The organism is Bdellovibrionota bacterium, from assembly GCA_040386775.1.
Classification (GTDB): domain Bacteria; phylum Bdellovibrionota; class Bdellovibrionia; order Bdellovibrionales; family JAEYZS01; genus JAEYZS01.
Genome location: JAZKEU010000003.1, coordinates 64308 through 86509, shown reverse-complemented (window position 1 = coordinate 86509; position 22202 = coordinate 64308). Strand labels below are relative to the sequence as shown.

Annotated in this window: 19 protein-coding genes; 13 read left to right on the top strand and 6 right to left on the bottom strand. The window is 38.2% G+C overall.

Annotation, left to right across the window (positions count from 1 at the left end; genetic code table 11):
* Nucleotides 1-55 precede the first annotated feature (55 nt).
* From V4596_01355 to V4596_01340, 4 genes are all read left to right on the top strand, one after another.
* The gene (locus V4596_01355; GenBank protein ID MES2767765.1) at nt 56-736 is read left to right on the top strand and encodes a DUF2817 domain-containing protein; all 681 of its coding nucleotides are present in this window, start codon (nt 56-58) and stop codon (nt 734-736) included.
* Nucleotides 737-2617 carry a HAMP domain-containing sensor histidine kinase gene (locus V4596_01350; GenBank protein ID MES2767764.1) on the top strand — a complete coding sequence of 627 codons (1881 nt, stop codon included), beginning with the start codon at nt 737-739 and terminating at the stop codon, nt 2615-2617.
* Between the two features lie 184 nt (nt 2618-2801).
* A complete protein-coding gene (locus V4596_01345; protein MES2767763.1) occupies nt 2802-4211 on the top strand; it encodes a sigma-54 dependent transcriptional regulator in 1410 nt (469 codons plus the stop codon).
* 231 nt (nt 4212-4442) lie between these two features.
* A complete protein-coding gene (locus tag V4596_01340; protein ID MES2767762.1) occupies nt 4443-5006 on the top strand; it encodes a hypothetical protein in 564 nt (187 codons plus the stop codon).
* A 71-nt stretch (nt 5007-5077) separates the two neighbouring features.
* Here the strand turns inward: V4596_01340 and purD are convergent, their stop codons facing one another.
* Nucleotides 5078-6349, bottom strand: coding sequence for a phosphoribosylamine--glycine ligase (gene purD / locus V4596_01335; protein MES2767761.1), 1272 nt, complete (start codon nt 6347-6349; stop codon nt 5078-5080).
* 100 nt (nt 6350-6449) lie between these two features.
* Here purD and V4596_01330 point away from each other — a divergent pair, with 100 nt between their 5' ends.
* Nucleotides 6450-7628, top strand: a complete 1179-nt coding sequence (locus V4596_01330; GenBank protein MES2767760.1) for an acetyl-CoA C-acetyltransferase — start codon at nt 6450-6452, stop codon at nt 7626-7628.
* A gap of 134 nt (nt 7629-7762) precedes the next feature.
* Nucleotides 7763-8929, top strand: a complete 1167-nt coding sequence (locus tag V4596_01325) for an acyl-CoA dehydrogenase family protein (protein ID MES2767759.1) — start codon at nt 7763-7765, stop codon at nt 8927-8929.
* Between the two features lie 13 nt (nt 8930-8942).
* On the opposite strand, the gene V4596_01320 is transcribed toward V4596_01325, so the two are convergent.
* Entirely contained in the window at nt 8943-9749 is an 807-nt protein-coding gene (locus tag V4596_01320; protein MES2767758.1) for a TIGR02147 family protein, read from the bottom strand.
* Between the two features lie 148 nt (nt 9750-9897).
* Between V4596_01320 and V4596_01315 the strand changes: the two genes are divergently transcribed.
* From V4596_01315 to V4596_01300, 4 genes are all read left to right on the top strand, one after another.
* Nucleotides 9898-10512 carry a HAMP domain-containing sensor histidine kinase gene (locus V4596_01315; protein MES2767757.1) on the top strand — a complete coding sequence of 205 codons (615 nt, stop codon included), beginning with the start codon at nt 9898-9900 and terminating at the stop codon, nt 10510-10512.
* Between the two features lie 155 nt (nt 10513-10667).
* A complete protein-coding gene (locus V4596_01310) occupies nt 10668-11999 on the top strand; it encodes an alpha/beta fold hydrolase (GenBank protein ID MES2767756.1) in 1332 nt (443 codons plus the stop codon).
* Between the two features lie 160 nt (nt 12000-12159).
* Nucleotides 12160-12396, top strand: a complete 237-nt coding sequence (locus V4596_01305) for a hypothetical protein (GenBank protein MES2767755.1) — start codon at nt 12160-12162, stop codon at nt 12394-12396.
* A 97-nt stretch (nt 12397-12493) separates the two neighbouring features.
* Nucleotides 12494-15178 carry a valine--tRNA ligase gene (locus V4596_01300; GenBank protein ID MES2767754.1) on the top strand — a complete coding sequence of 895 codons (2685 nt, stop codon included), beginning with the start codon at nt 12494-12496 and terminating at the stop codon, nt 15176-15178.
* A 54-nt stretch (nt 15179-15232) separates the two neighbouring features.
* Here the strand turns inward: V4596_01300 and ddlA are convergent, their stop codons facing one another.
* The 3 genes from ddlA to V4596_01285 are packed head-to-tail and all read right to left on the bottom strand — an operon-like array spanning nt 15233 to nt 17778.
* Complete coding sequence (ddlA, locus tag V4596_01295) at nt 15233-16327, bottom strand: D-alanine--D-alanine ligase (GenBank protein MES2767753.1); 1095 nt, start codon at nt 16325-16327, stop codon at nt 15233-15235.
* Between the two features lie 33 nt (nt 16328-16360).
* Nucleotides 16361-17557: a HipA domain-containing protein gene (locus tag V4596_01290; protein MES2767752.1), complete on the bottom strand. Its 1197-nt coding sequence runs from the start codon at nt 17555-17557 to the stop codon at nt 16361-16363.
* Nucleotides 17554-17778 (bottom strand): type II toxin-antitoxin system Y4mF family antitoxin, encoded by a 225-nt coding sequence (locus V4596_01285; GenBank protein ID MES2767751.1) that lies wholly within the window; start codon nt 17776-17778, stop codon nt 17554-17556. Before V4596_01285 ends, V4596_01290 begins: the two co-directional genes overlap by 4 nt.
* 260 nt (nt 17779-18038) lie before the next feature.
* On the opposite strand from V4596_01285, the gene V4596_01280 reads away from it, so the two are divergent.
* The 3 genes from V4596_01280 (at nt 18039) to V4596_01270 (ending at nt 21340) form a co-directional block, all read left to right on the top strand.
* Nucleotides 18039-18884 carry a hypothetical protein gene (locus V4596_01280; GenBank protein ID MES2767750.1) on the top strand — a complete coding sequence of 282 codons (846 nt, stop codon included), beginning with the start codon at nt 18039-18041 and terminating at the stop codon, nt 18882-18884.
* A 144-nt stretch (nt 18885-19028) separates the two neighbouring features.
* Nucleotides 19029-20036: a dTDP-glucose 4,6-dehydratase gene (rfbB, locus tag V4596_01275; GenBank protein MES2767749.1), complete on the top strand. Its 1008-nt coding sequence runs from the start codon at nt 19029-19031 to the stop codon at nt 20034-20036.
* 59 nt (nt 20037-20095) lie between these two features.
* Nucleotides 20096-21340, top strand: coding sequence for an O-antigen ligase family protein (locus tag V4596_01270; GenBank protein ID MES2767748.1), 1245 nt, complete (start codon nt 20096-20098; stop codon nt 21338-21340).
* On the opposite strand, the gene V4596_01265 is transcribed toward V4596_01270, so the two are convergent.
* The coding region (locus tag V4596_01265; protein ID MES2767747.1) for an exopolysaccharide biosynthesis polyprenyl glycosylphosphotransferase at nt 21337-22202 on the bottom strand (866 nt) is incomplete at its 5' end. The two genes, V4596_01270 and V4596_01265, sit on opposite strands and share 4 nt — an antisense overlap.

The following is a 22202-nucleotide window of genomic DNA, read 5'->3' as shown; positions in this document are numbered from 1 at the left end:
AAATCATAATAAAATCATTTATCAAGTTTAGTAAAACAAAGCATACTATACCTCTATGTATGAAAATTTGAAATGGAAAAAAACAGCGCACGATAGACATATTCAGCTTTATTCCTCCTCTCAAAATTTAAATTTTGAGAATGAAAAACCATTCTTGATTATTGGTGGAGTCCACGGAGATGAGCCTGAAGGTGTTTATCTCGTCGAATCATTCATAAAGTGGGCCAAAGAAGCAGTGTCGCTTAAAGGACACAATCTCAAACCTTGGATCGCGATTCCGTGTTTAAATCCCGACGGTTTATCAAAAAATGAACGAGTGAATGGCAACGGAGTGGATCTAAATCGCAACTTTCCCTCAAAAGATTGGTCTACAGAACACAAGCAACCGCGCTACTATCCTGGCGAAAGTCCCGCGAGTGAAATCGAAACCCAATGCGTGATTGAGCTTATAGAAAAATACAAGCCTCATATGATCATTCACTGCCACTCCTGGAAGCCGCTGGTTGTTTATACCGGTGATCAGGCAAAAACAGTTGCCGAAGCCTTTGCAGAAGTTTCAGGATATCCTTTGGAAGCAGACATTGGCTACCCGACTCCGGGAAGCCTGGGTCAGTATGGACTTCTCGAACATCAACTCGGTGTTGTTTGCACAGAAGAACGTGAAGGTGCGAGTAAAGAAGAAACCTGGAATCGCTTCGGTAAAGCTTTCGAAATGATCTTGGATAAAAAGTCTTAAATGTTCAAATCGAGTGTTCTTATTTTTGATAAAAGAATTTCACGCGAGAACACTCTCGGTGCGGATACCGCGTATAGCTTTGAAGATGTAAAGCACGCAATCCAGAATCATAATTATCAATCCATCACGCTCAGCCAAAGTGCTCTATCTTCAAACCAAGCGCTTGAAATAGTTCAGGTTATAAAAAATAAAAATACAGATACACAAATCATTTTCATTTCTGATGAAAATCAAGGATTCAATCAGGCACAAGGTGTACAGCAGATCAGCAATAAGTTTTCTGTATTTAAAATCATTTCCAGCTTTGACGAAAAATTCTTATTCAGAACAATTCAAGAATCTTTAGAAGAATACAATCTTAAAGCCCAGAACAATGAGCTTTTAAAAATTCTAACTGAACAGAACGAAAAGCTTCAGGTCATAAAAAAAGATCTTGAAGATCGCATTGTGATCAGACAACAAGGACTGCTCGAGTCCAAAGAAAAACTCTTACAGACGAGCAAGTACTACGGATCCATTCTTGTGGCACTCGTCGCTATTCAGAAATCTGAGTCCATTTCTGAAATGGAACGAACCCTTTTAAAATCCCTGAATGAGCCATTAAATATCTCTTGGGTCAGAATTCTTTTTCAATCTCAAACTAGCGTTACTAATGATGCAAAGAAAACACTCAAGAACTACGCCGTTTTTGAGCATGATCTTGTTTTAGAAAAAAGAAACCTGGGAAAAATAATTTTTGCTCGAGAAAGCGATTCCAAATCTTCGGCGAAATTTAATAAAGAAGAAATTCAATTCTTACGACAGATGTCTGACGCCATTTCACTTGCGATGGATAGATTAATTCAGAGAGAGCAATCTGATTTCTTGAGAAAACAATGGCAATCCACTTTTGATGCAATCACCGAACCCGTGGCCCTTATTCGCTCTAATTTTGAAATTGTTCAACACAATGCTGCCTATAAAAAACAATTCCCTACCGAGCTTCATAAAGCTGAACATCAACATGAGTTGGGCGAAAAATTTTCTCTTCGCACAAGTACTGATAGAGTGAATCCCGCAAACAACCAAGAAAAATTATTTGAGGTTGACAGTCAAAAAATGAAATCAGATTTAGGTGAAAATATTTATATCAATATATATAGAGACCTCACCAAACAGAAAAAGACAGAGCGACAAATTCTTGAGTCGTCAAAGATCGCAGAACTAGGACTGATCGGCGGCAGCATTGCTCACGAATTAAACAATCCCTTGGCTGGACTCATTACCTTTATTCAAATGCTCAAACAAGATGTTGTTACCGACAACAATAAACCTCTTTTCGATGATTTAGAAGAAATGGAAAAGAGTGCCTTGAGATGCAAAGAAATCATCCAGAATTTATTGAGCTTCTCTAGAAAATCAAATACAAAAAAAGAATCTCTTCACCTACAAGATCTTATCAACAAGGCCATTCGAATTATTCAGATCAAAACAAAGCCTCTCGGTATTGAAATCAAATTCTCTTCTAAGGTAAAAACAGATATTATAGAAGGACACGAAAACCCACTCACGCAGAGTCTGGTGAACATTATGCAAAACTCTTTAGACTCAATATCTGAGAGACAAAAAATTGAAAAAACTTTTAACCCCTTGATTGAGGTCGAGTTGTCGAATGATTCAAGCTCTTTCTTCTTAGACATATTAGATAACGGAATTGGTCTAGGAAAAAATGAGCAACTCAAAGTCTTCACTCCATTTTTTACAACAAAAAATCCTGAGCAGCACCGAGGACTAGGTCTCACAACTTCGTATCAAATTTTGCAAGAACACGCGGGAGATATTGAACTCACTCAAGTTTTTGAAAAAAAGACACGCGCAAGAATCACTTTTCCTAAAAACTAAACCGTCCAGTTTTAAACTTCTATAACAAAAATTTGACGTCAAAAATTGACAGCGCCAAACGTTTTACTTATCCTAATAGTAGACATCAGTTGTGGGTACATCCAGGAATAAGTTGAAGTGAAAGTTTAATGTCTAACGACTCCAAGATGGAGTGCGTAGAAACCTATTGGAAGGGGAAAACTCAATGCAAGAACGCAATGAGGAAAATCGTGGTAACAGAAAGATTCTAGTCATCGACGATGATTCAAGTTTAAGAACTGCACTTTTCAGATTACTCACAAGAAAAAACTACCAAGTCATCACCGCACAGACAAAAGCCGAGGCGATTCAGTTTGCTAGTAGCAATCAGAATTTTGATTTGGCGCTGGTTGATTTACAACTTCCAGATGGCAATGGCTTAGAGTTACTAGCACACATCAAAAAAACAAATCCAAACTGTCAATTTATTGTCCTGACAGGATTTGCAACTATCGAGTCAGCAATCGAGGCGACCAAACAAGGCGCATTCCACTTCCTGACTAAGCCCTTCAACATCGAAGAGCTTATAGGTTTAGTGGATAAAGCTTTCGAGCATCACCAATTGGAGCAAGAGAACAAGATTCTTAAAAGCCAATTAAAACAAAAATATAAATTTGATAATATAGTAGGATCATCGGACGGCATCACAAGAGTGATGGAGATGATCGAGAAAGTTTCAACTTCAGATTCCACGGTCCTCGTCAAAGGAGAAAGCGGAACTGGAAAAGAACTTGTCGCAAAAGCTGTACACTATAATTCTCATCGTGCTAACAAAAGATTGATTCCTGTGAACTGCGGTGCAATTCCAGGAGATTTATTAGAGAGTGAATTATTTGGTCATATGAAGGGGGCGTTCACGGGAGCCATTGCAAATCGCGTGGGGCGATTTGAATTGGCGCATGAGGGAACGATCTTCCTCGATGAAATTGGCGAAATGAGCCCAACTTTGCAAGTGAAACTCTTAAGAGTGATTCAAGAAAGACAATTCGAACCTGTGGGTTCAACCAAAACTATGGAAGTGGACGTAAGAATTATTGCAGCTACAAACATTGATTTAGAAAAAGCAGTAGAAGACGGAAGATTCAGAGAAGATTTATTCTACAGATTGAATGTGATTCCGATCCAGATTCCGCCTTTAAGAGAAAGACATAGCGATATCGCCCTCCTTCTCCACCACTTCATTTCGCACTTTAATGCTTCAAAAGGCAAAAATATCACGGGTATTTCTCCTGAAGCCATGGAGATGCTATATAGCTACAACTGGCCAGGTAACGTCAGAGAGTTAGAAAACTTAGTAGAAAGAATTGCGATTCTCAAAGGACAAGGTATCGTCCAACCCTTTGACCTTCCAGAAAAATACCAACAAAGAAAGTACGTTCAGAACTCCCAAGATCTCGAAATTCCAGACAGTGGAATCGATTTCAACTCTGCCGTTGATGCTTACGAAAACGCATTGATCATCAGAGCCTTAGAAAGAACAAACTGGAACAGAAACCAAGCGGCTCAACTCTTAAAACTAAACCGCACAACCCTAGTAGAAAAAATCAAAAAGAAAGGCCTAGCCCCAGAAGCCTAAAGGTGAGCCGCACCTTTTCCACAGATCTGCGTCATACGGCTGAGAATTATAATCGAATAGGATGATTTAAAACGTCTCACAATGAGACGTTTTTTGTTTTGAGCAAAAATTGGCATTACAGCTATGTCACTCGCAAACTCCATAGACATTTCTGGTTTATTTTTGATCTAAAAATCAACATGGAAGCCTGCAGGACATAAGCCTGGTACGGCGGTTGCTTTATATACCTGCATGAGAGCAGATTTAAAAGCCATCTTTATTATCTTAGTCCTATTGATCCTATTTTCGATCAATAGTTTTGCCGCAATTCCTTCAGAGCAAAAGATGTTGGATATCTATCAAGTGATGCCCGTAGCGCCAGAACCTACGATCACTCAAGAATCCGTAGCTGCTGTTATTCCGACAGATATTCCTGTTGGGGCATCGAATAGTACAGTAGGAAAAATGGTCTTCGATAAAGCTCTAAAATCAGCTTTAAAGAGTGACGCAGTAAAGAGCTCATCTCTAGGTCAAACAGCAGATAGCCTTAAAGACGGCCTCAATACAGAAATGGCAATCGGCGGCGATCCTACAGACCCAACATCTGTAAAACATAAATTCAAAGTAAAAGTAGATCCAATTCAAACAAAAGCAAAACTTCAGTACACAGGATTTGTAAATGCATCAGCGACATACGACAGCGGAGACGCGCAATTCGAAATCACAGAAGATTTTGAAGCTTACAAATTAAACCTCGTCCATACCACAAACGAAACCGAAGACCTCAGCCTCGTCCAAGTCCAATGGGCATGGTAAAAGGTGAGCCGCACCTTTTCCAAACATTTGCGTCAATTGACACAGATCTGTGGAAAAGGTGCGGCTCACCTTTAGAAGATGAAATCGTTTTTCTTTAAGACTTTTTGACCAATGTCGGATCTTTTTAAAATTCCTCGCCAATTTATTTTTTCGGCATAGCCATAAGCTACTTCGATGGATTTTTTTGCAGTCTCGGCAATTCCTACGGCGTTCAATACTCTGCCGCCGTTGGTTACCCATTGCGCATGCGGGTTTTGTTTTACGCCGGCGCAAATGTAGTAGGCACCTATTTTTTCGTCGAAGATATTACCGTTAATGAAAACGTTTTTCTCTGGATCTTCAGGATAGCCTGGAGCTGCCATGACAATTGCCGTAGCGTACAATTTTTTCCATTTTAATTTATTTACGGTACCTTGAGAGATGCTCCAGAATACATCAGCCCAGTCACCATCAAGTAAAGGCATGGTCACTTGCGTTTCAGGGTCACCAAATCTTGCGTTGATTTCTAGAACGTAAGGTTGATTGTCTTTTACCATCACTCCGAAATAAATCACTCCGCGATAATCGATATTGTCTTTTTGAAGCTGCTTTAATGTTCTATCAACAATTTCCACTTGGATTTTTTTTGAAAGATCATCAGGAATTTTTAAAGGAGCCACCGCGCCCATTCCGCCTGTGTTGGGGCCTTGATCTTGATCAAAAATTCTTTTGTGATCCTGAGCAAGTGGTAAAGGCTCAGATATTCTTCCGTTGGTTACGATCAAATAACTTAATTCTTTTCCAGAAATATATTCTTCTAAGAAAACTCTCGTCTCTCCTAATTTTTTATCTACGAATAAATCTTTCCCTGAAAGTTTTAATTCTTCTTCATTCTCGCAAATATAAACGCCTTTTCCCCCAGCCAAACCGTCGGCCTTCACCACCCAAGGAGCAGAGAATGTTTTAGATTTCTCTAAAATATCATCATCAGAAAAAACCTGAATGCTCTTTGCTGTGGGAACTCCCGCAGAGTCTAAAAATTCTTTGCAGAATATTTTTGATCCTTCTAGCATGGCGCCTTTTTGTGAAGGTCCAAAAACATTTACTTCATTTGAGCGAAGAAAATCGGAGAGCCCATCCACCAAAGGTTTTTCAGGTCCAATCACAACAAGATCAATCTTGTTGTCTTTTACAAATTTTAAAATTTTATCGTGATCGTCAGGCGAAATATCATGAGTTTTAATTTTAGAGCTGAAAGCTTGATTCACCGGCAACATGTGCAGGTCTTTCACTTTCTTAGAGTGCGTGAGCTCTTTTGCAATTGCAGCTTCGCGTCCACCATTTCCAATAATCAAAATGTTCATGCTTCACCGCCGGATGTTTCTGTTGTTGCTCTTAACCTTTGCTCTTAGCATTTGCATTTACAATTGTACCGCAGTAACTTTATAAATACAGGAGAATTTTATGAAATCGATAGTTGTAGTATCAGGGAAACGCACACCGTTTGGTGCATTTGGTGGATCTTTAAAAGACGTATCAGCTACAGATCTAGGAGTTGCTGCATCAAAAGCAGCAATGGAGCAAGCCAAAATATCCCCAGATGAAATTGATCACATTGTAATGGGCACAGTAGTACAAGCTGCAAAAGATGCCATCTATCTTCCAAGACACATTGGACTCAAAGCTGGAATCCCAATGAATCGCGGAGCCCTTGGCGTTAACCGCTTATGTGGTAGCGGATTTCAATCGTGGATAAATGCTGTGCAGATGATTCAAACAGGAGAATCTGAAGTTGTCCTCGCGGGCGGAGTAGAACAGATGTCCCAAATTCCCTACATCCTTCGCGGAGCTAGATGGGGCTACAGAATGGGTCAAGGCGAGGTGGAAGATTATCTAACTGCTGCCTTAACTGATTCTTACACCGGAACTCCAATGGCGATCACTGCGGAAAATTTAGCTGAACAATATAAAATCTCAAGAGATGATGTTGACCAATTCGCACTCTCTTCTCAGAAAAAATATAAAGCAGCGTTTGATAAAAAATATTTCGATGCAGAAATTTCTCCCGTGACAATCGTAAACCCTAAAGGAAACGTTGTTGTCACTAAAGATGAACACCCAAGACCCGAAACAACAATCGAAGGCTTACAAAAACTTAAACCTCTCTTCAAAAAAGAAGGAACGGTCACCGCAGGAACGGCTTCGGGAATCGTGGACGGAGCCTGTGCAAGTATTCTAATGTCTGAAGACGAAGCAAAAAGAAGAAATCTAAAGCCTATGGCTAGGATTGTTTCTTACGCATCAGTGGGCTGCGATCCAAAAATCATGGGAATCGGACCAGTCTACGCAATTCAAAATGCGCTTAAAAAAGCAAACATGAAATTAGAGCAAATGGATCTCATAGAAGTGAACGAAGCCTTCGGAGCACAATTCTTATCCGTACAAAAAGAATTGAAATTCAATCCTGAAATCACAAACGTAAACGGCGGAGCCATCGCTGTAGGACATCCACTCGGAGCGAGCGGAACTAGAATCATGAATCATTTGATGTATGAGTTAGAGAGAAGAAATAAAAAATTCGGAGTTGGTAGCGCTTGTATTGGTGGCGGTCAAGGTATTGCGATTGTGATCGAAAGATTATAGGGATTTTTAGTAGGTAGGAAATAGGCAGGAAAGACGTCCGTGTCTCCCCCCTCTTTAATCGCCCCATCCCCTAAGGAAGCATCCATGCACCTCTATAAGAGTGACACAGGTTTTTTTAAAAAGGAAAAGGTTTTATGAAAAATTTCGCAGCGCCAGATTTTTACCAGATTGATCCCCTGCTCAGTTTGGATGAGAAGATGGTTAGAGATTCGGTTAGAAGTTTTGTCACAAAAGAAGTTATGCCGATCATAGAAAAAAATCATCGCGAAGGAACTTTTCCAAAACAACTTATACCTGGTTTCGCGAACTTAGGAGTTTTTGGTCCAACCATCGAAGGCTACGGTTGTGCTGGACTCAACTACACGAGCTATGGATTGATCATGCAAGAAATAGAGCGTGGCGATTCTGGCTTGAGATCTTTTGTATCGGTGCAAGGCGGACTTTGCATGTATCCAATTTATAAATTCGGAACCGATGAACAAAAAAACAAGTACTTACCGAAAATGGCCAAGGGAGAAATGATTGGTTGTTTTGGTTTAACAGAACCTGACTTCGGATCAAATCCATCAGGCATGATTACGAGAGCAAAAGATAAAGGCGACCACTACATATTGAGTGGAACGAAGATGTGGATCACTAACGGTAGTATTGCTGATCTTGCCATCGTGTGGGCAAAAAACGATGACGGAAAAGTTATCGGTCTGATTGTGGATAAAGATTCTCCAGGTTTCAAAACCAAAGATATCATTAATAAGTTCTCATTAAGAGCATCTGTCACTTCAGAATTAATTTTTGAAGACGTAAAAATTTCTAAATCTCAAGCACTGAATGTGGTGGGATTAAAAGGTCCTTTGAGTTGTTTGAATCAAGCACGTTACGGAATTTCTTGGGGAGCCATTGGTTCGGCGATGGCTTGTTACAATGAAGCGCTCAATTACGCAAAAACCAGAATTCAATTTGATAAGCCCATCGCAAGCTTTCAACTGGTTCAAGCCAAACTTGTTTACATGTTTACAGAAATCACTAAGGCACAATTATTATGTTACCAACTTGGAAAATTAATGGATCAAGGGACGGCAATCCCCCAACAAATCTCCATGGCCAAAATGAATAACGTAAGACTTGCCCTCGATATCGCAAGAACCACACGCGATATTTTAGGCGCGGCAGGCATCACCGATGAGTACCAATGCGGCCGTCACATGGCAAATTTAGAAAGCGTAAACACCTACGAAGGAACCGAAGACATTCATCGACTTATTTTAGGCGAACATATCACGGGAATTCCGGCATATAGCTAAATTTATTTGTAAATTATTTATCGAGCTCGAAGAAGTCGATGTTGAGACAAGCGATCTTCTCGTCTTTTGCGAGCTTTACTTCTTCTGACATATCCACCACTAGCTTAAGCAGCATCTTTTTAATTTCATTCATCGACTTTGCCGATAACGTCATCGGGCTTGTATAAAAAAGTTCATCTGGGTGAAGATTATCCATGTGCTCAATGCCTTTTAATCTCCAGTTGATATGATGACGATTCACAAAAGGCGATGAAGCTTCGATATGAGTTCTTTGAGGACCAATTTTAATTTTACCTTTTTCTTCCACAGCAAGTTTGTGATTCAAAAGAAACGTCATCACTTTCTGTACGACATGAATCGGAAGACTGAGATGGGCCGCGATCTTATCTGCATTTTCATTTCCAGGAATTAAAGTAGAAAGCCTAATCGCGCTGTAGTACCAATTCGAATAGAACAAGGATTGTGTTTCTTCTGAAAGCCTTTCGTTCGTTACGATATTTTTTACGTCTTGCATTTCAATTGCGATCTTTTTTAATTTCTGATCGTAATACTTAGTGAGTTCATGATTAGAAGTTCTGCCTTTTTGAACGAGCAGGAAAAAATATTCTTTCTCCAGCTCCCCCATACCAAAATAATTAGAAAGAATATTGGCTTGCTCTAAACTCAGTTCCCGGGCGCCTTTAAAAATTTGGCTGACCACCACAGAGTTCACCGAAAGGAGTTCTGCGAACTTCCGAAATTGGCCACGCCCTTTGTTCGGCATGTTCTCCACGCGCTGATTTACGTAGGCTTTATAGTCTGAGAACTCATATATCTTCATAGAACCCATATATTAGCATATTTGCTAACTTTTATATTAATAATTAAATTACTAAACCTATCGAAAGTCCGGGTATCGGATTTATATTCAAAACATCCCAGCAGCGGACTGGAGTTAAGCCTTACGGCAAAACACAAAGGAGACAGTTATGTTACGTGAAAGACGCTTATTAGATAATGTAGTACAAATCGCTCACGACATCCGCTCTCCAGTATTTGCCCTAATGGCTGTTTTAGAATCCTCCGGCGAATTCGACGACAAAAAAAGAAAACTTATAATGTCAGTGGCTCAAAGATTACAAGATATCGCAGACGGAATTTTGCAAGAAAACCGTCAAGCAAAAGAAGTCCACATCGCTTCCGCAATTCAAGAAATCCTAAATGAAAAAAAAGCTACATTTCCAAGATTCGAATTTAAATTTGAGAACAGCACAAACTCAGATGTAACGAGCCTACTTAATCCTATAGAAATGAAAAGAATCATTTCTAATCTCATCAATAATTCCGTCGAAGCTTATGAGGGTAAAACAGGGAAAATCAAAGTTTCTCTCGTAAATGCCCGCGGAGTTACCAAAATCACGGTTAAGGATAATGGCAAAGGAATTCCATTATCTTTAATGTCCCAAATTTATTGGAGGTCCTTTAAGATTGGCGGATCGGGCTTAGGCCTTTCTCACGCAAAGAAATACATCGAATCCATCGGCGGAAAAATTGACGTTAACTCTTTACCATATCAAGGAACCGAAGTTTGCATTTCACTTTAGCCAAACAAGACTTATGATCTTAAAAACAAATACTATTTCATAATTATTACATACATCATGATCATATATAAATAATATATGTTTAAGTATTTGACAAATTAACCTCTCTCGACAATCTTGCCGTAAAGGCCATACTAGGCATACAGAGAGGGTTTGTGGGAAAAATATTATTTATTTTTTTACTCGTAACTGTTTTTTTGTATAAGGTATTCTCTTTCGCCGCTTCCACCGAAGAATGTAAACAAAGAATTCAAAATCTCGACAGCAATTGGAAATATGACAAAATACAGGTCCCATTCGATTGGGAACATCCAGAGACATCAGAAAAAATTGAGGTTTATTACTACTTTAAAGATCAAGTTCTAGTTCAAGGTAAAATACCAATTGTATTTATAAATGGTGGACCAACAATATCGAGCGTTGCTGGCATACCCATATTCAGTAAAATTAAAAAGCTGGATAATGAAAATTTAATTCTTATGGATCAGAGAGGAACGGGTTGCTCTACACCATTTTTAGAGCCCACAGATGAAAATATAGAAATTTTTAAGAAATATGGTTCAGAGTCTATCGTTAGAGATGCCGAGGCTATTCGAAAAAAATTATTTGGAAGAAAAAAGTGGAAAGTCTATGGCCAGAGCTTTGGGGGCCTAACCTCTTTTAGATATCTTGAGATGTTTCCAAACTCTATCGATTCGGCTCATATTCATGGTTTTGGTTTCTCAGAAAAAACAGAGGATTTTCTCGATGCTAGAGAAACCCGTCTCAAAGAATTAACCAATGATCTCTTAAGCTACCACAACCCTAAAGTTTCCTCAAAAACCATTGGGGAGATCATAGATACCATCGTTCATTCCGGAAACGAAGAGGGACGAATTTTCTATAAAAACTTATGCATTGAAATCGAAGGAGTTTTAAAAAATAAACTCTGCGGACAGAATATTTTTGATGGTTTATTCTTGATGATAGGTTTTCATAATATGTGGCCCATAATACATGAGAAGCTATTTAAAATATCCGAATTCATTGAAGCAAAAAATTTTAAAGAATTAGATGCTTTTTTTAAAAATTTTGCGCACACCTACGTTTTAAGATTCAATAAAAAAAACCAAATGGCCGCCTTGAATTTGATAACATATAACGAACTCATTCCTGGCCGATTTTTTTATGATGGCTGCACAAAGGTATCGGAGAATATAATATTTTCTGAATGCCGATTTGGAAGGCTTTTTATAATGCCGCTCGAAAATCGTCCAACATTTCAACCAAATCCTATTGATTTAGAGAGAGTTAAAGAGAACATATCTGAATATAAAATTCCGATTCACTATTACGCGGGTCGATACGACACATTCTTACCTGTCCATTTACTTGAGTGGACTGCCGCAAAGCTGAACATAGAAAATTCTTTTCATATATTTGAAAGCTCGGGTCACGAAGGCTATTACACCGAAGACTTAGTTATCAGTAATTTAATCAAAAATTGATACCGCCGATTCATTTTAGAAATTTTTACTTAACAGTTAACCCAAAAAGGGCATCTTTCAGACCCTTAAAACCCATTGTATTCAAGCAGATAACTTGGCCTTCTCCTTGCAATAGAAACCATTTAGATAATTTAGAGGGCATTGATCCCAAGAGGTACGTATGTTGTCAAATGAAGGTTTTTTCCGTCTGTTCTCTGTAGGCATTCTAGGAGTGCTTTTTGTTTCCATAACTGCTTTGGCCAATAAAGAACAATCAAAGCTACCCACCAACTTGTTTACGGGCATAGAACACATCGAGGAAGCAGAAATGATCAACAATAACGAAATGCACGCCCTCAATCTGACATCCGTGGGCGAACGCATCGAGATCGTAAATCCACCGAAAAATAAGAAATAAACCCGAATTCTTGTCTTATTCCCTGTCTTGGTATAACTTTTACTGACTAAAAATAGTTAGAGCATCACAGTTAAAAAAGTTACCCCAGGGAATGCATATGTCAGAAACATTATCAGATCGTTATAATCATAAAGAAGTTGAATCTAAAAACTACGAGTTTTGGCTAAAAAATAATTACTTTAAAGCCGCCGACGTTTCGACTAAACCACCTTACTCCATCGTCATTCCCCCGCCCAATGTGACAGGCACATTGCACATCGGACATGCCCTCAATCATACAATTCAAGATGTTCTTACTCGCTGGAAGAGAATGAGCGGTTTCAATGCCCTTTGGTTACCAGGAACTGATCACGCAGGTATAGCTACGCAAATGGTAGTTGAAAAAGAACTTCTCAAACAAGATGTAAAAAGAAAAGATCTTACTCGCGAACAATTCTTAGAAAAAGTTTGGGATTGGAAAGACAAGTACGGCTCAAGAATTTTAGGGCAAATGAAGTACATGGGCGATTCAGTGGACTGGGATAGAACACGATTTACGTTGGACGAAGGTTTGTCTCAAGCGGTAAGAGAAGTTTTTGTGAAGTTACACAAAGACGGATTGATCTATCGCGGCCAACGCCTTGTGAACTGGGATACTCACCTGGAAACGGCAGTTTCTGATCTCGAAGTTGAAAACGAAGAAAGAAACGGAACTCTTTGGCATTTGAAATATCAGATCGAAGGCACGAATGAGTTCTTAGTGATTGCAACAACAAGACCCGAGACACTTCTTGGAGATACCGCAGTTTGCGTTCATCCTGACGACGAAAGATACAAAAAATATATTGGAAAGAATGTAGTTCTGCCATTATTGGGAAGAAAAATTAAAATCATTTCTGACGATTACGTAGATCAAGATTTTGGATCCGGAGTTGTGAAGATAACTCCTGCTCATGATTTCAATGATTATGAGATTGGAAAGAGACACAACTTACAATTCATCAATATCTTAAATCCCGATGGAACTCTAAATGAAAACGCGGGTCCATACAAAGGATTGAAAGTTCAAAACGCGAGAAAGAAAATCTTAGAGGATTTAGCAGCTCAAGAACTTATCGCCAAAGAACAACCACACAAATTGACAGTACCCATCTGCTCAAGATCAGGTGTTATCATTGAGCCTTATCTTTCCAATCAATGGTACGTAGCCATTAAAAAATTAGCAGAGCCTGCAAAGAATGTCGTCAAGAGTGGCGCAATCACTTTTGAACCGGAAAGCTGGTCCAAGACCTATCTTCACTGGATGGAGAATATTGAAGACTGGTGTATTTCAAGACAGCTTTGGTGGGGACACAGAATTCCAGCTTGGCACTGTGACAATTGCCAAAAGATCACCGTGGAACTCAAAGATCCAACAGAGTGCTCTCACTGCAAATCTAAAAAAATTCATCAAGACACTGACGTGTTAGACACTTGGTTCTCATCCGCACTTTGGCCGTTTTCAACATTGGGTTGGCCAAAAGAGACTGAAAGCTTAAAAACTTTTTACCCAACAACAGTTCTTGTGACTGGTCATGATATTATTTTCTTCTGGGTTGCGAGAATGGTAATGATGGGACTTTATTTTGTGGGCGATGTACCTTTCAGAAAGGTTTATATTAATGGTATCGTAAGAGATGCCAACGGCAAAAAAATGTCCAAGTCTGTAGGCAACACAGTGGATCCTCTCGATATCATCGAAAAGCATGGTGCCGATTCTTTGAGATACACGCTGCTGTCTCTGATCTCATCTGGAAAAGATATTAAATTCTCCGAACAACGCTTAGAAGGTTACAGAAACTTTATGAATAAAATTTGGAACGCGACGAGATTTTCGCTTTCAAATCTTTCTGACTTTAAAGAAACAAAACAGATCGTCCCTGAGAAATCAGCTCTCAATCTTGCAGACAAGTGGCTGACTTTCCGTCTAGGCGAAGTGGAAGCTGAAGTTCAAGATGCACTAGAGAATTACAGATTCTCGGATGCAACGACAGCGCTTTACCAATTCGTTTGGAATGATTTTTGTGACTGGTATGTGGAGTACACAAAACCAATTCTTTATGGAAATGATTCTCAAGATAAAAAAGGCACCCAAATGGTTCTTGCAGTAACTCTCAATAGAATTATGAGATTACTTCATCCGTTCGTTCCGTTTATTACAGAAGAAATTTTCCAAAAACTACCAATCAAATCAGCCTCCGTGACTGTTGACGCTTATCCAACAAAGCACAACGACGAAGAATGGTTATCGATTGGAAATAAGGATGCTCACTTTGAATTTGAACTTTTAAAAGATGTCATCACAGCGATCAGAAACATCCGCGGCGAAAACTTGATCAAGCCAGGTGTAAAGATGAACGTAAAACTTTCTCCAGGCGATGAAAAAGTACAAAAAATTCTAGAAGAAAATAAATCCGCGGTCATTCGCTTAGCAGGTCTTGATCAATGCGATATCGCACTTGTAAAAGACTTTGCGAAGTGCGCGGTGTCTTTGGTTCAAAAAACATCAGGCCAGAAACAAGATCATAAGGTTGAAGTGGTCATTCCACTTGAAGGCTTGATCGATTTCGCAGCTGAGATTTCAAGAATTGAAAAGTTAATTGAAAAATCATCAAAAGAATTAGGATCAACTGAAGGCAGACTCAGAAACGATAAATTCGTTAAAAACGCACCCCCAGAAGTCATCGAAAAAGACAAAGCCCGAATCGAAGAACTAAAATCCCAAATTTCAACCCTGTCGGCTCAGATTAAACGCCTACAATAAAGGTGCCCTGCACCTTTATGTGTCGCATACGCGTTATGATTCTTGGCAGAACTGCTAATCCTTAAGGATTTTTAATTTTTGGTCTCTTTGGAATCTTTGAATGGCAAGGTCAATCAAAGTGTCGATGAGATCAGAATATTTTAGACCTGTGGCTTCCCACATCTTTGGGTACATACTGATGTTGGTAAATCCGGGGATGGTGTTGATTTCGTTGATGTAGATTTTTTCATCTGGACAAACAAACATATCCACGCGAGACATGCCTTCGCACCCCAAGGCTTTGAAAGTTTCCACGGCTGTCTTTTGAATTTTTTCAATCATGTGTTGTGGCAGATCCGCAGGGATTTTCGTATCAGCACCCTTCTCGTCCACATATTTTGCGTCATAAGAATACCAACCGTCTTTTGATGTCACGATCACTTCACCCGGAAGTGAAGCTTTTGGATATTCATTTCCAAGAACCGAACATTCGATTTCACGGCCTTTGATTTGTTCTTCGACTAAAACTTTATTGTCGTATTGGAAGGCATCGTCGATTGCAACTTTGTATTCCGCTTCGCTTGTCACTTTGTGAACGCCGATCGATGAACCCATATTCGCCGGTTTTAAGAATACCGTCGTCCCAAGTTCTTGTGAAATTTTTGAGTAAGGAAAATCTTTAGCTTCGTGCCTTCTGAAGCAGGCCCAGCGAGCCACAGGAATTTTTGAATCTCGCAAAAGTTTTTTCATTACGTCTTTATCCATAGAAACACTCGACGCTAAAACATCGGGGCCGACGTAGGGAATGTTTAAAAGCTTCAACATCCCTTGAACTGTTCCATCTTCACCAAAAGGACCATGAAGAACTGGAAAAACCACATCGATCTTGAATGTTTCATCTACCGTTGTCAAAGACCCACTCTCTTGACCAGGAACTACGGAAACTTCTTTCGTGTTTTTTTGCGTGTCTAAAAATTTTGTCAATTTGCCAGAGTTCAGAAGAGTTTGAGCTTCTTTGAGATATTTCCAATGACCCTCAGGACTAATACCGATAAGAATCGCTTCGTATTTTTTTGGATCAAGCGCATTCACCACATTTTTTGCCGACATCAGAGAGATCTCGTGTTCCGCTGATTTTCCACCAAAAATAACTGCCACTCTTTTTTTCATAAATGCTCCCTACTCTCTTGTATATCTTATTCTTTAACTTAAGGATTTCAATCTTTCATTGATATTTTTAAACAGATAAATTTCTTTTTTTTCTTCAAAGCCAATTTTTTTCAAAATACCTTTATTTTTAGAAACATTTTTTAGGAGAGCCTCAATCTTTGATTCTATAGCTATACTCGGAATGTCAAATGCCTCAGCAAAACTAACAAAAATTTTACGATTTAGCTTTTTATCTTTTCCATCTATTTTTAAAGCCATATTTTCGTCACCATAAACCAGAGTGGAGATGAGATCATAGGCCGGAGTCAACACTATGGTTTTATCTTTCGGATCAACCATGATACTGATATTTTTTGCGTGCATATCTCCGTTACAAATCAAATATGAAAAAATATATTGCTCAATGGCCTTGAGTATTTCAATTTTTGGAGAGGTGCACAAGATATTCATCTGCTCCAGTATCTCGCGGAAAGACAACCTGTATTTGTTTGCGGGATATTGATTTAAAAACTGACAAGCATCTTCTTGATGAATTTTAGTTAATTTTTTCTGATCTATATTATACAAACGATCAAATCTTTCGACCAATAATCCATGATTTTTATTTTTGTCTGGTATGAGCCTTGTCTTGTTCACTTTCAAACCACATTTTTTTGCCAGTTCTAAGCAATAATATTCGTTATAGATCAATCTGGGTTTATCTTTAGAATTTAATTTTAAAATATAAGATTTATTTCTAGAAGAACCTTTTATTGGTAGACTGATCATTGATGCAGAAATTTTTTCTTGAACGCCGGCAAATGCTGTATTTTCTAAGTAATCGCTCTTTAGAGTCTCAAAAAAATATTCATAAAAATCCACATCAGCCCATTTGCGTATAAATTCTAATTTAGGAGTGTCTTTTTGAACCGTGACATCTCCAATGCAATCAAAACCGACTTCAGCAAAGATAGAAAAGTAATCACTGGGAGAGGTTTTAAGTTTCTCGGTAATAGCCTTAAGCCTTAAACCTTCTGGCAACAGTCCCGCAAAATAAGGATGAAGGTTTTCTCCTTGAACTGCGTGGACAAATTGGGATTTAGGTAAACCAAATGAAACCGCCTCAGAATCTTTGGAAGAAAAATATTCTTGATCGTAAACAAACTCTGCGCCATCTTTGGTTCTACGCAAGACACCGGCCCTGATATTGTTCTTTTGAATCACAATTTCATTGATGTTTTTACTACTCATAATTCAATTTCATTTTTCCCAAGAGAAAGCTTTATTTTTATCCCCAGAGAACTCAAAATATCTAACACTTTGGAGATTCGAACGCTTTCCTTCCCATTTTCCAATTGGCTAATAAAATTCAAGCTAGTCCCAGAAAGATGGGCCAGATCAGTTTGAGAGATTCCCCTGGACTCTCGTTGCTCACGGATAAATTTGCCAAGTTTAACAGTTTTAGCATTCATAGCGCTTCCTACAATCAAGTGAAATTTTATATAAAATCTCATTTTTTACACTATTTTTCAATAAAATTCATATGATCATATGAAAAACTAAGACTTTTAAATAGGATTAACGCTGATGCACGAAAACTTCCTATGCTCACTTCGCCCGGAAGAGAAGCTTTTCGATATTCATTTTCGACCTTAACTTGCTCTTCAACTAAAACGTTGTTGTACTGGAGATATTCTGATATTTACCATTTTATCTGGAGGGGTATTCAATAGTGCTATTTTTTCATAAAACATTACCGTTAAGTAAATATGAAAAAAAACTGTCTCCTGTGAATGGAATTGTGGAAGAAGGTTTAATAGCATATATCATTACTAAAATAGGCCAATCAGATCTTATTAAATTTTGCGTTGAGTTTGGAGCTGGTGATGGCTCTAACCATTCTTTCACTAGAAATTTAATTGAAAATCACGATTGGAAAGCTTTTCTAATTGAGGCCTCATCCTCTCTTGCCCCTAAGCTTTTAGAAAAATATAAAGATAGTGAAAGTATAATCACAAAAAATTCTTTTATAACTCAAGAAAACATACTTGATCTTTTTAAAAATGGGAATGTTCCTAAAAATTTAGGATTTTTATGCGTTGATATAGATGGAAATGATTATTATGTTCTAGAAAAAATTCTGGAAAACTATATACCTCAAATTATCTGTGTGGAATTCAATAGCAGTTATGGACCAAATACTGAGTTTAAAATTAATTATGATCCTTCATTTGTTTGGAGTGGTGACGACTACTTTGGCGCTTCTTTTGCATCTTTCAACAAACTGTGTGAACAGTTTGGTTATTCACTCATTCATTGCACTAATGGTGGGGACAATTTATTTTTTGTAAAAGATAAATTTGCCAGTAAATTTGAGAAATGGAAAAAATCTCCTGAGGAATATTATCAACTTCCCCAGTATGGGAGACGAGGTCGTGCTATCAATGGAAAAGGGCATCCCGCTTCTTCAAAAAACACAAGCTCTGCTCAAAGATTATTGTTCTCTTTAAGATATTTTGCGATGAATCCGCCACGAAAAATCTTTAAGATTATAAATAAATTAAAATCTAATCCTTAAGAATTCTTCATTTCCCCTAGGAAATGCTTCGTATTTTATATTATTACTTATTGCGGCGCGCCTTAAAGCTATTTCTTGAGGGATCTAGTTCTATGAAATAGAAGGTCTATGCTGATCAAATATATAGAATTGATAGGAGTATCTATGAAACTACTAGTAACTGGTGGAGCAGGATTTATTGGGTCCAACTTTGTAAAATGGCTTCATAAGTTTGATAAAAACATTCACATCACAAATCTAGATGCTCTCACATATTCTGGAAACTTAGAAAATATCAAAGATCTTCTGAATTCAGATCGCCATACTTTCGTAAAAGGTGATATTTGCGACTCTAGCATTACTGATGATTTGATTGCTAAAACTGACATGGTGATTAACTTCGCAGCGGAAAGTCACGTCGATAGATCTATTACAGGGCCAAAAGAGTTTATCCAGACAAATATTTTCGGTACTTTTAATCTTTTAGAATCAGTTAGAAAAACTTCTCCTAAAATCAGATTCGTTCAAGTTTCAACGGATGAGGTTTATGGCTCGCTAGGTTCAACGGGAAAATTCACTGAAGAAACTCCGCTAGCACCAAATAGCCCTTACTCATCTTCAAAAGCTTCCTCAGATCTTTTAGTGCGTTCTTATCAACACACATTTGGCTTTGATACGATTACAACTCGTTGTTCGAATAACTATGGGGCTTATCAGTTTCCTGAGAAATTAATTCCACTAATGATCCACAGAGCTAGCAACAACCAGAAGCTTCCTGTCTATGGAGATGGTAAGAATGTCAGAGACTGGATCCATGTGCTCGATCATTCTAAAGGCATTTGGATGGCCGCGACAAAAGGGATCTCAGGCGAAGTTTATAACTTCGGATCCGACAACGAGTGGGAAAATATCAAAATCGTAAAAGAGCTTTTGCAATTACTCGGAAAACCAGAGTCTTTAATTGAATATGTTAAAGATCGTCCTGGCCACGACAAGAGATATGCTATTGATTCGAGCAAAGCTCACAAGGAGCTGGGTTGGAAACCTGAAATTGGATTCGACACAGGCCTGAAGTCCACAATTGATTGGTATCTATCTAACAAGGAATGGCTCACATCTGTAACTTCGGGATGCTACAAGGACTTTTATCAAAAGTGGTATTCTAGAAGTTAAAAATAAATTATAGCCTAACCTCTCGATTTTCTTTATCATAAATCCCTGGGGTAATTTATTTGGCTAAGATTTTCTATTGGTTAATTCCATTCTATTTAGTGAGCTTTGTAGCTAGCACTGCAGGTGAAGAAATTTTTGGCTATGCAATTTGGCTTTTGTTTTTCTTTAACTTTCTTTTTGATGTTAAGAAAATCGGATTTAAAAATGCTTTCAAAGATCTGAAGATTGGTCCAGATATTCCTATTTTATTTTTTGGTTTATGGTCTCTTGTCGCTACATATATTATTTTCCAAAGTTGGTCGCAAGTTCATGATACTCTTGGAAATGTTCGTTGGATTTTCTTGTTGTACGCATTTTCATATTTGTTAAAAAAATATTTTACCCTCAATATAGAAAAACATTTTAAAACTATGATGATCGCTACAATCCTGGTTGGAATTTACGGCATGATTCAAATGTTTACTCGTATTGATATCATCCGCCCAAGCAACTCGCATCTGAGTGCGATTGGAGACTTCTATAGAGCAACTGGTTTTTATTCTGTTCCGCTCACCTACGCATACTGCATAGGTATGGTGGGGATTTATGCTTTTGCGGCCCTACTCTTACAAGTGAAAGAGAAAAAAAACTACCTTTTACCTATTTTCGCCACTGTAGCAACAATCGGGGCCATCATCGCAAGTAGCACCAGAGGTGCATGGATCGCTTTCTTTGTAGCAACAATGATTATTACTTTTATATTGGATAGAAAGAAAGCAGGGCTCGTTTTTATATTCTCTCTCTTGGTTGCAGGACCTATGATGTTTGAACCAACCATTCAAAAAAGAGCCATGAGTATTTTCGATATGAAAACTCAGGCTAGCAATACCGAAAGAATCAATCTTTGGAAATCAAATTTCGAAATGTTTAAAGACAATCCAATTCTTGGTGTTGGACTCGAAAGAGGAAGAACAAGACTTGGCGAATATTACCAAAAGTTAAATATTAACGATGGATTTGATGGTCATGCTCATAATGACCTTTTAAACATCATGAGTGGTGTTGGAGTACCCGGGACAATTGCCTTTTTATGGTTCTGTATCTATTTTGTGATTTTATCTTATAAGTTATTTAGACAATCAAAGCTTTGCAAACTTCAGGTTTTGACCTTAGGCGCACTTGGAGCTCAGATTTATTTTTATGTAGGCGGACTTACTCAGTGTAATTTCTCTGACAACGAAGTGAATCATATTCTTATATTTACTTGGGCAATACTCGTAGGAGTTCATCATCAGTATTTTTCTAAGGATCAAAAAGCTAATTAATATGCATTCTTATTAATAAAGCCTTTGGCGAAAGTCATAAATATAATTTTGATATCAAGCCAAATTGACCAGTTGTTGATGTAATAAAGATCGCATTCGACTCTTTTTTGAATTGAAGTATCACCTCTCCATCCGTTAATTTGTGCCCAACCTGTGATGCCTGCTTTCATTTTGTGTCTTAACATGTACGCAGGAATTTCATTTCTGAACTTCTGAACAAAGAAATCTCTCTCTGGTCTTGGACCAACAAGACTCATGTCTCCAACAAAAACATTCCAAAGCTGTGGCAATTCATCAATGGAAGTAGATCGGATAAACTTTCCAATCTTTGTAATTCTCGCGTCCCCCTTAACCGTCCACCCAGGAGCATCTCCATTTTCAAATTCAGCACCTATTCTCATAGAGCGAAATTTCCACATTTTGAATTTTTCTCCGTCTAAGCCAACTCTTTCTTGTCCGTAAAATATAGGGCCTTTAGATTCTAATTTAATTAAAATAGCTACAATCAAAAGAATCGGTGAAATGATTAATAAACCAAGACCTGTTGCTAGAAAATCAAATATTCTCTTCGTAATAATATCAATTGTTGAAAAATCTGGCTGATTCACAGAAAGCGCAGGCATTCCCGCCATATGAGTAACACTGTATCCCAGATATGAATAGGTAAGGTCAGGAAGAACCACAAATGGAACAACATCATTAAAGTTTTCTTTTAAAAAAGGACCAATTTTATTAGCATCCTGATTACTGTAACTAACAACAACAAAATCAATGGTGATTTTGCTTCTAAGATTCATAATGTTGCCTGTGAGTTCTGGAATATTATACTTTTGTGCAGCTCCATCTGAGTCAATCCATCCCA

Excerpts from the sequence above, each read along its gene's own strand:
- V4596_01355 (MES2767765.1), top strand. The coding sequence starts at position 56 with ATGTATGAAAATTTGAAATGGAAAAAAACAGCGCACGATAGACATATT.
- V4596_01350 (MES2767764.1), top strand. The coding sequence starts at position 737 with ATGTTCAAATCGAGTGTTCTTATTTTTGATAAAAGAATTTCACGCGAG.
- V4596_01345 (MES2767763.1), top strand. The coding sequence starts at position 2,802 with ATGCAAGAACGCAATGAGGAAAATCGTGGTAACAGAAAGATTCTAGTC.
- V4596_01340 (MES2767762.1), top strand. The coding sequence starts at position 4,443 with ATGAGAGCAGATTTAAAAGCCATCTTTATTATCTTAGTCCTATTGATC.
- purD (MES2767761.1), bottom strand. The coding sequence starts at position 6,349 with ATGAACATTTTGATTATTGGAAATGGTGGACGCGAAGCTGCAATTGCA.
- V4596_01330 (MES2767760.1), top strand. The coding sequence starts at position 6,450 with ATGAAATCGATAGTTGTAGTATCAGGGAAACGCACACCGTTTGGTGCA.
- V4596_01325 (MES2767759.1), top strand. The coding sequence starts at position 7,763 with ATGAAAAATTTCGCAGCGCCAGATTTTTACCAGATTGATCCCCTGCTC.
- V4596_01320 (MES2767758.1), bottom strand. The coding sequence starts at position 9,749 with ATGAAGATATATGAGTTCTCAGACTATAAAGCCTACGTAAATCAGCGC.
- V4596_01315 (MES2767757.1), top strand. The coding sequence starts at position 9,898 with ATGTTACGTGAAAGACGCTTATTAGATAATGTAGTACAAATCGCTCAC.
- V4596_01305 (MES2767755.1), top strand. The coding sequence starts at position 12,160 with ATGTTGTCAAATGAAGGTTTTTTCCGTCTGTTCTCTGTAGGCATTCTA.
- V4596_01300 (MES2767754.1), top strand. The coding sequence starts at position 12,494 with ATGTCAGAAACATTATCAGATCGTTATAATCATAAAGAAGTTGAATCT.
- ddlA (MES2767753.1), bottom strand. The coding sequence starts at position 16,327 with ATGAAAAAAAGAGTGGCAGTTATTTTTGGTGGAAAATCAGCGGAACAC.
- V4596_01290 (MES2767752.1), bottom strand. The coding sequence starts at position 17,557 with ATGAGTAGTAAAAACATCAATGAAATTGTGATTCAAAAGAACAATATC.
- V4596_01285 (MES2767751.1), bottom strand. The coding sequence starts at position 17,778 with ATGAATGCTAAAACTGTTAAACTTGGCAAATTTATCCGTGAGCAACGA.
- rfbB (MES2767749.1), top strand. The coding sequence starts at position 19,029 with ATGAAACTACTAGTAACTGGTGGAGCAGGATTTATTGGGTCCAACTTT.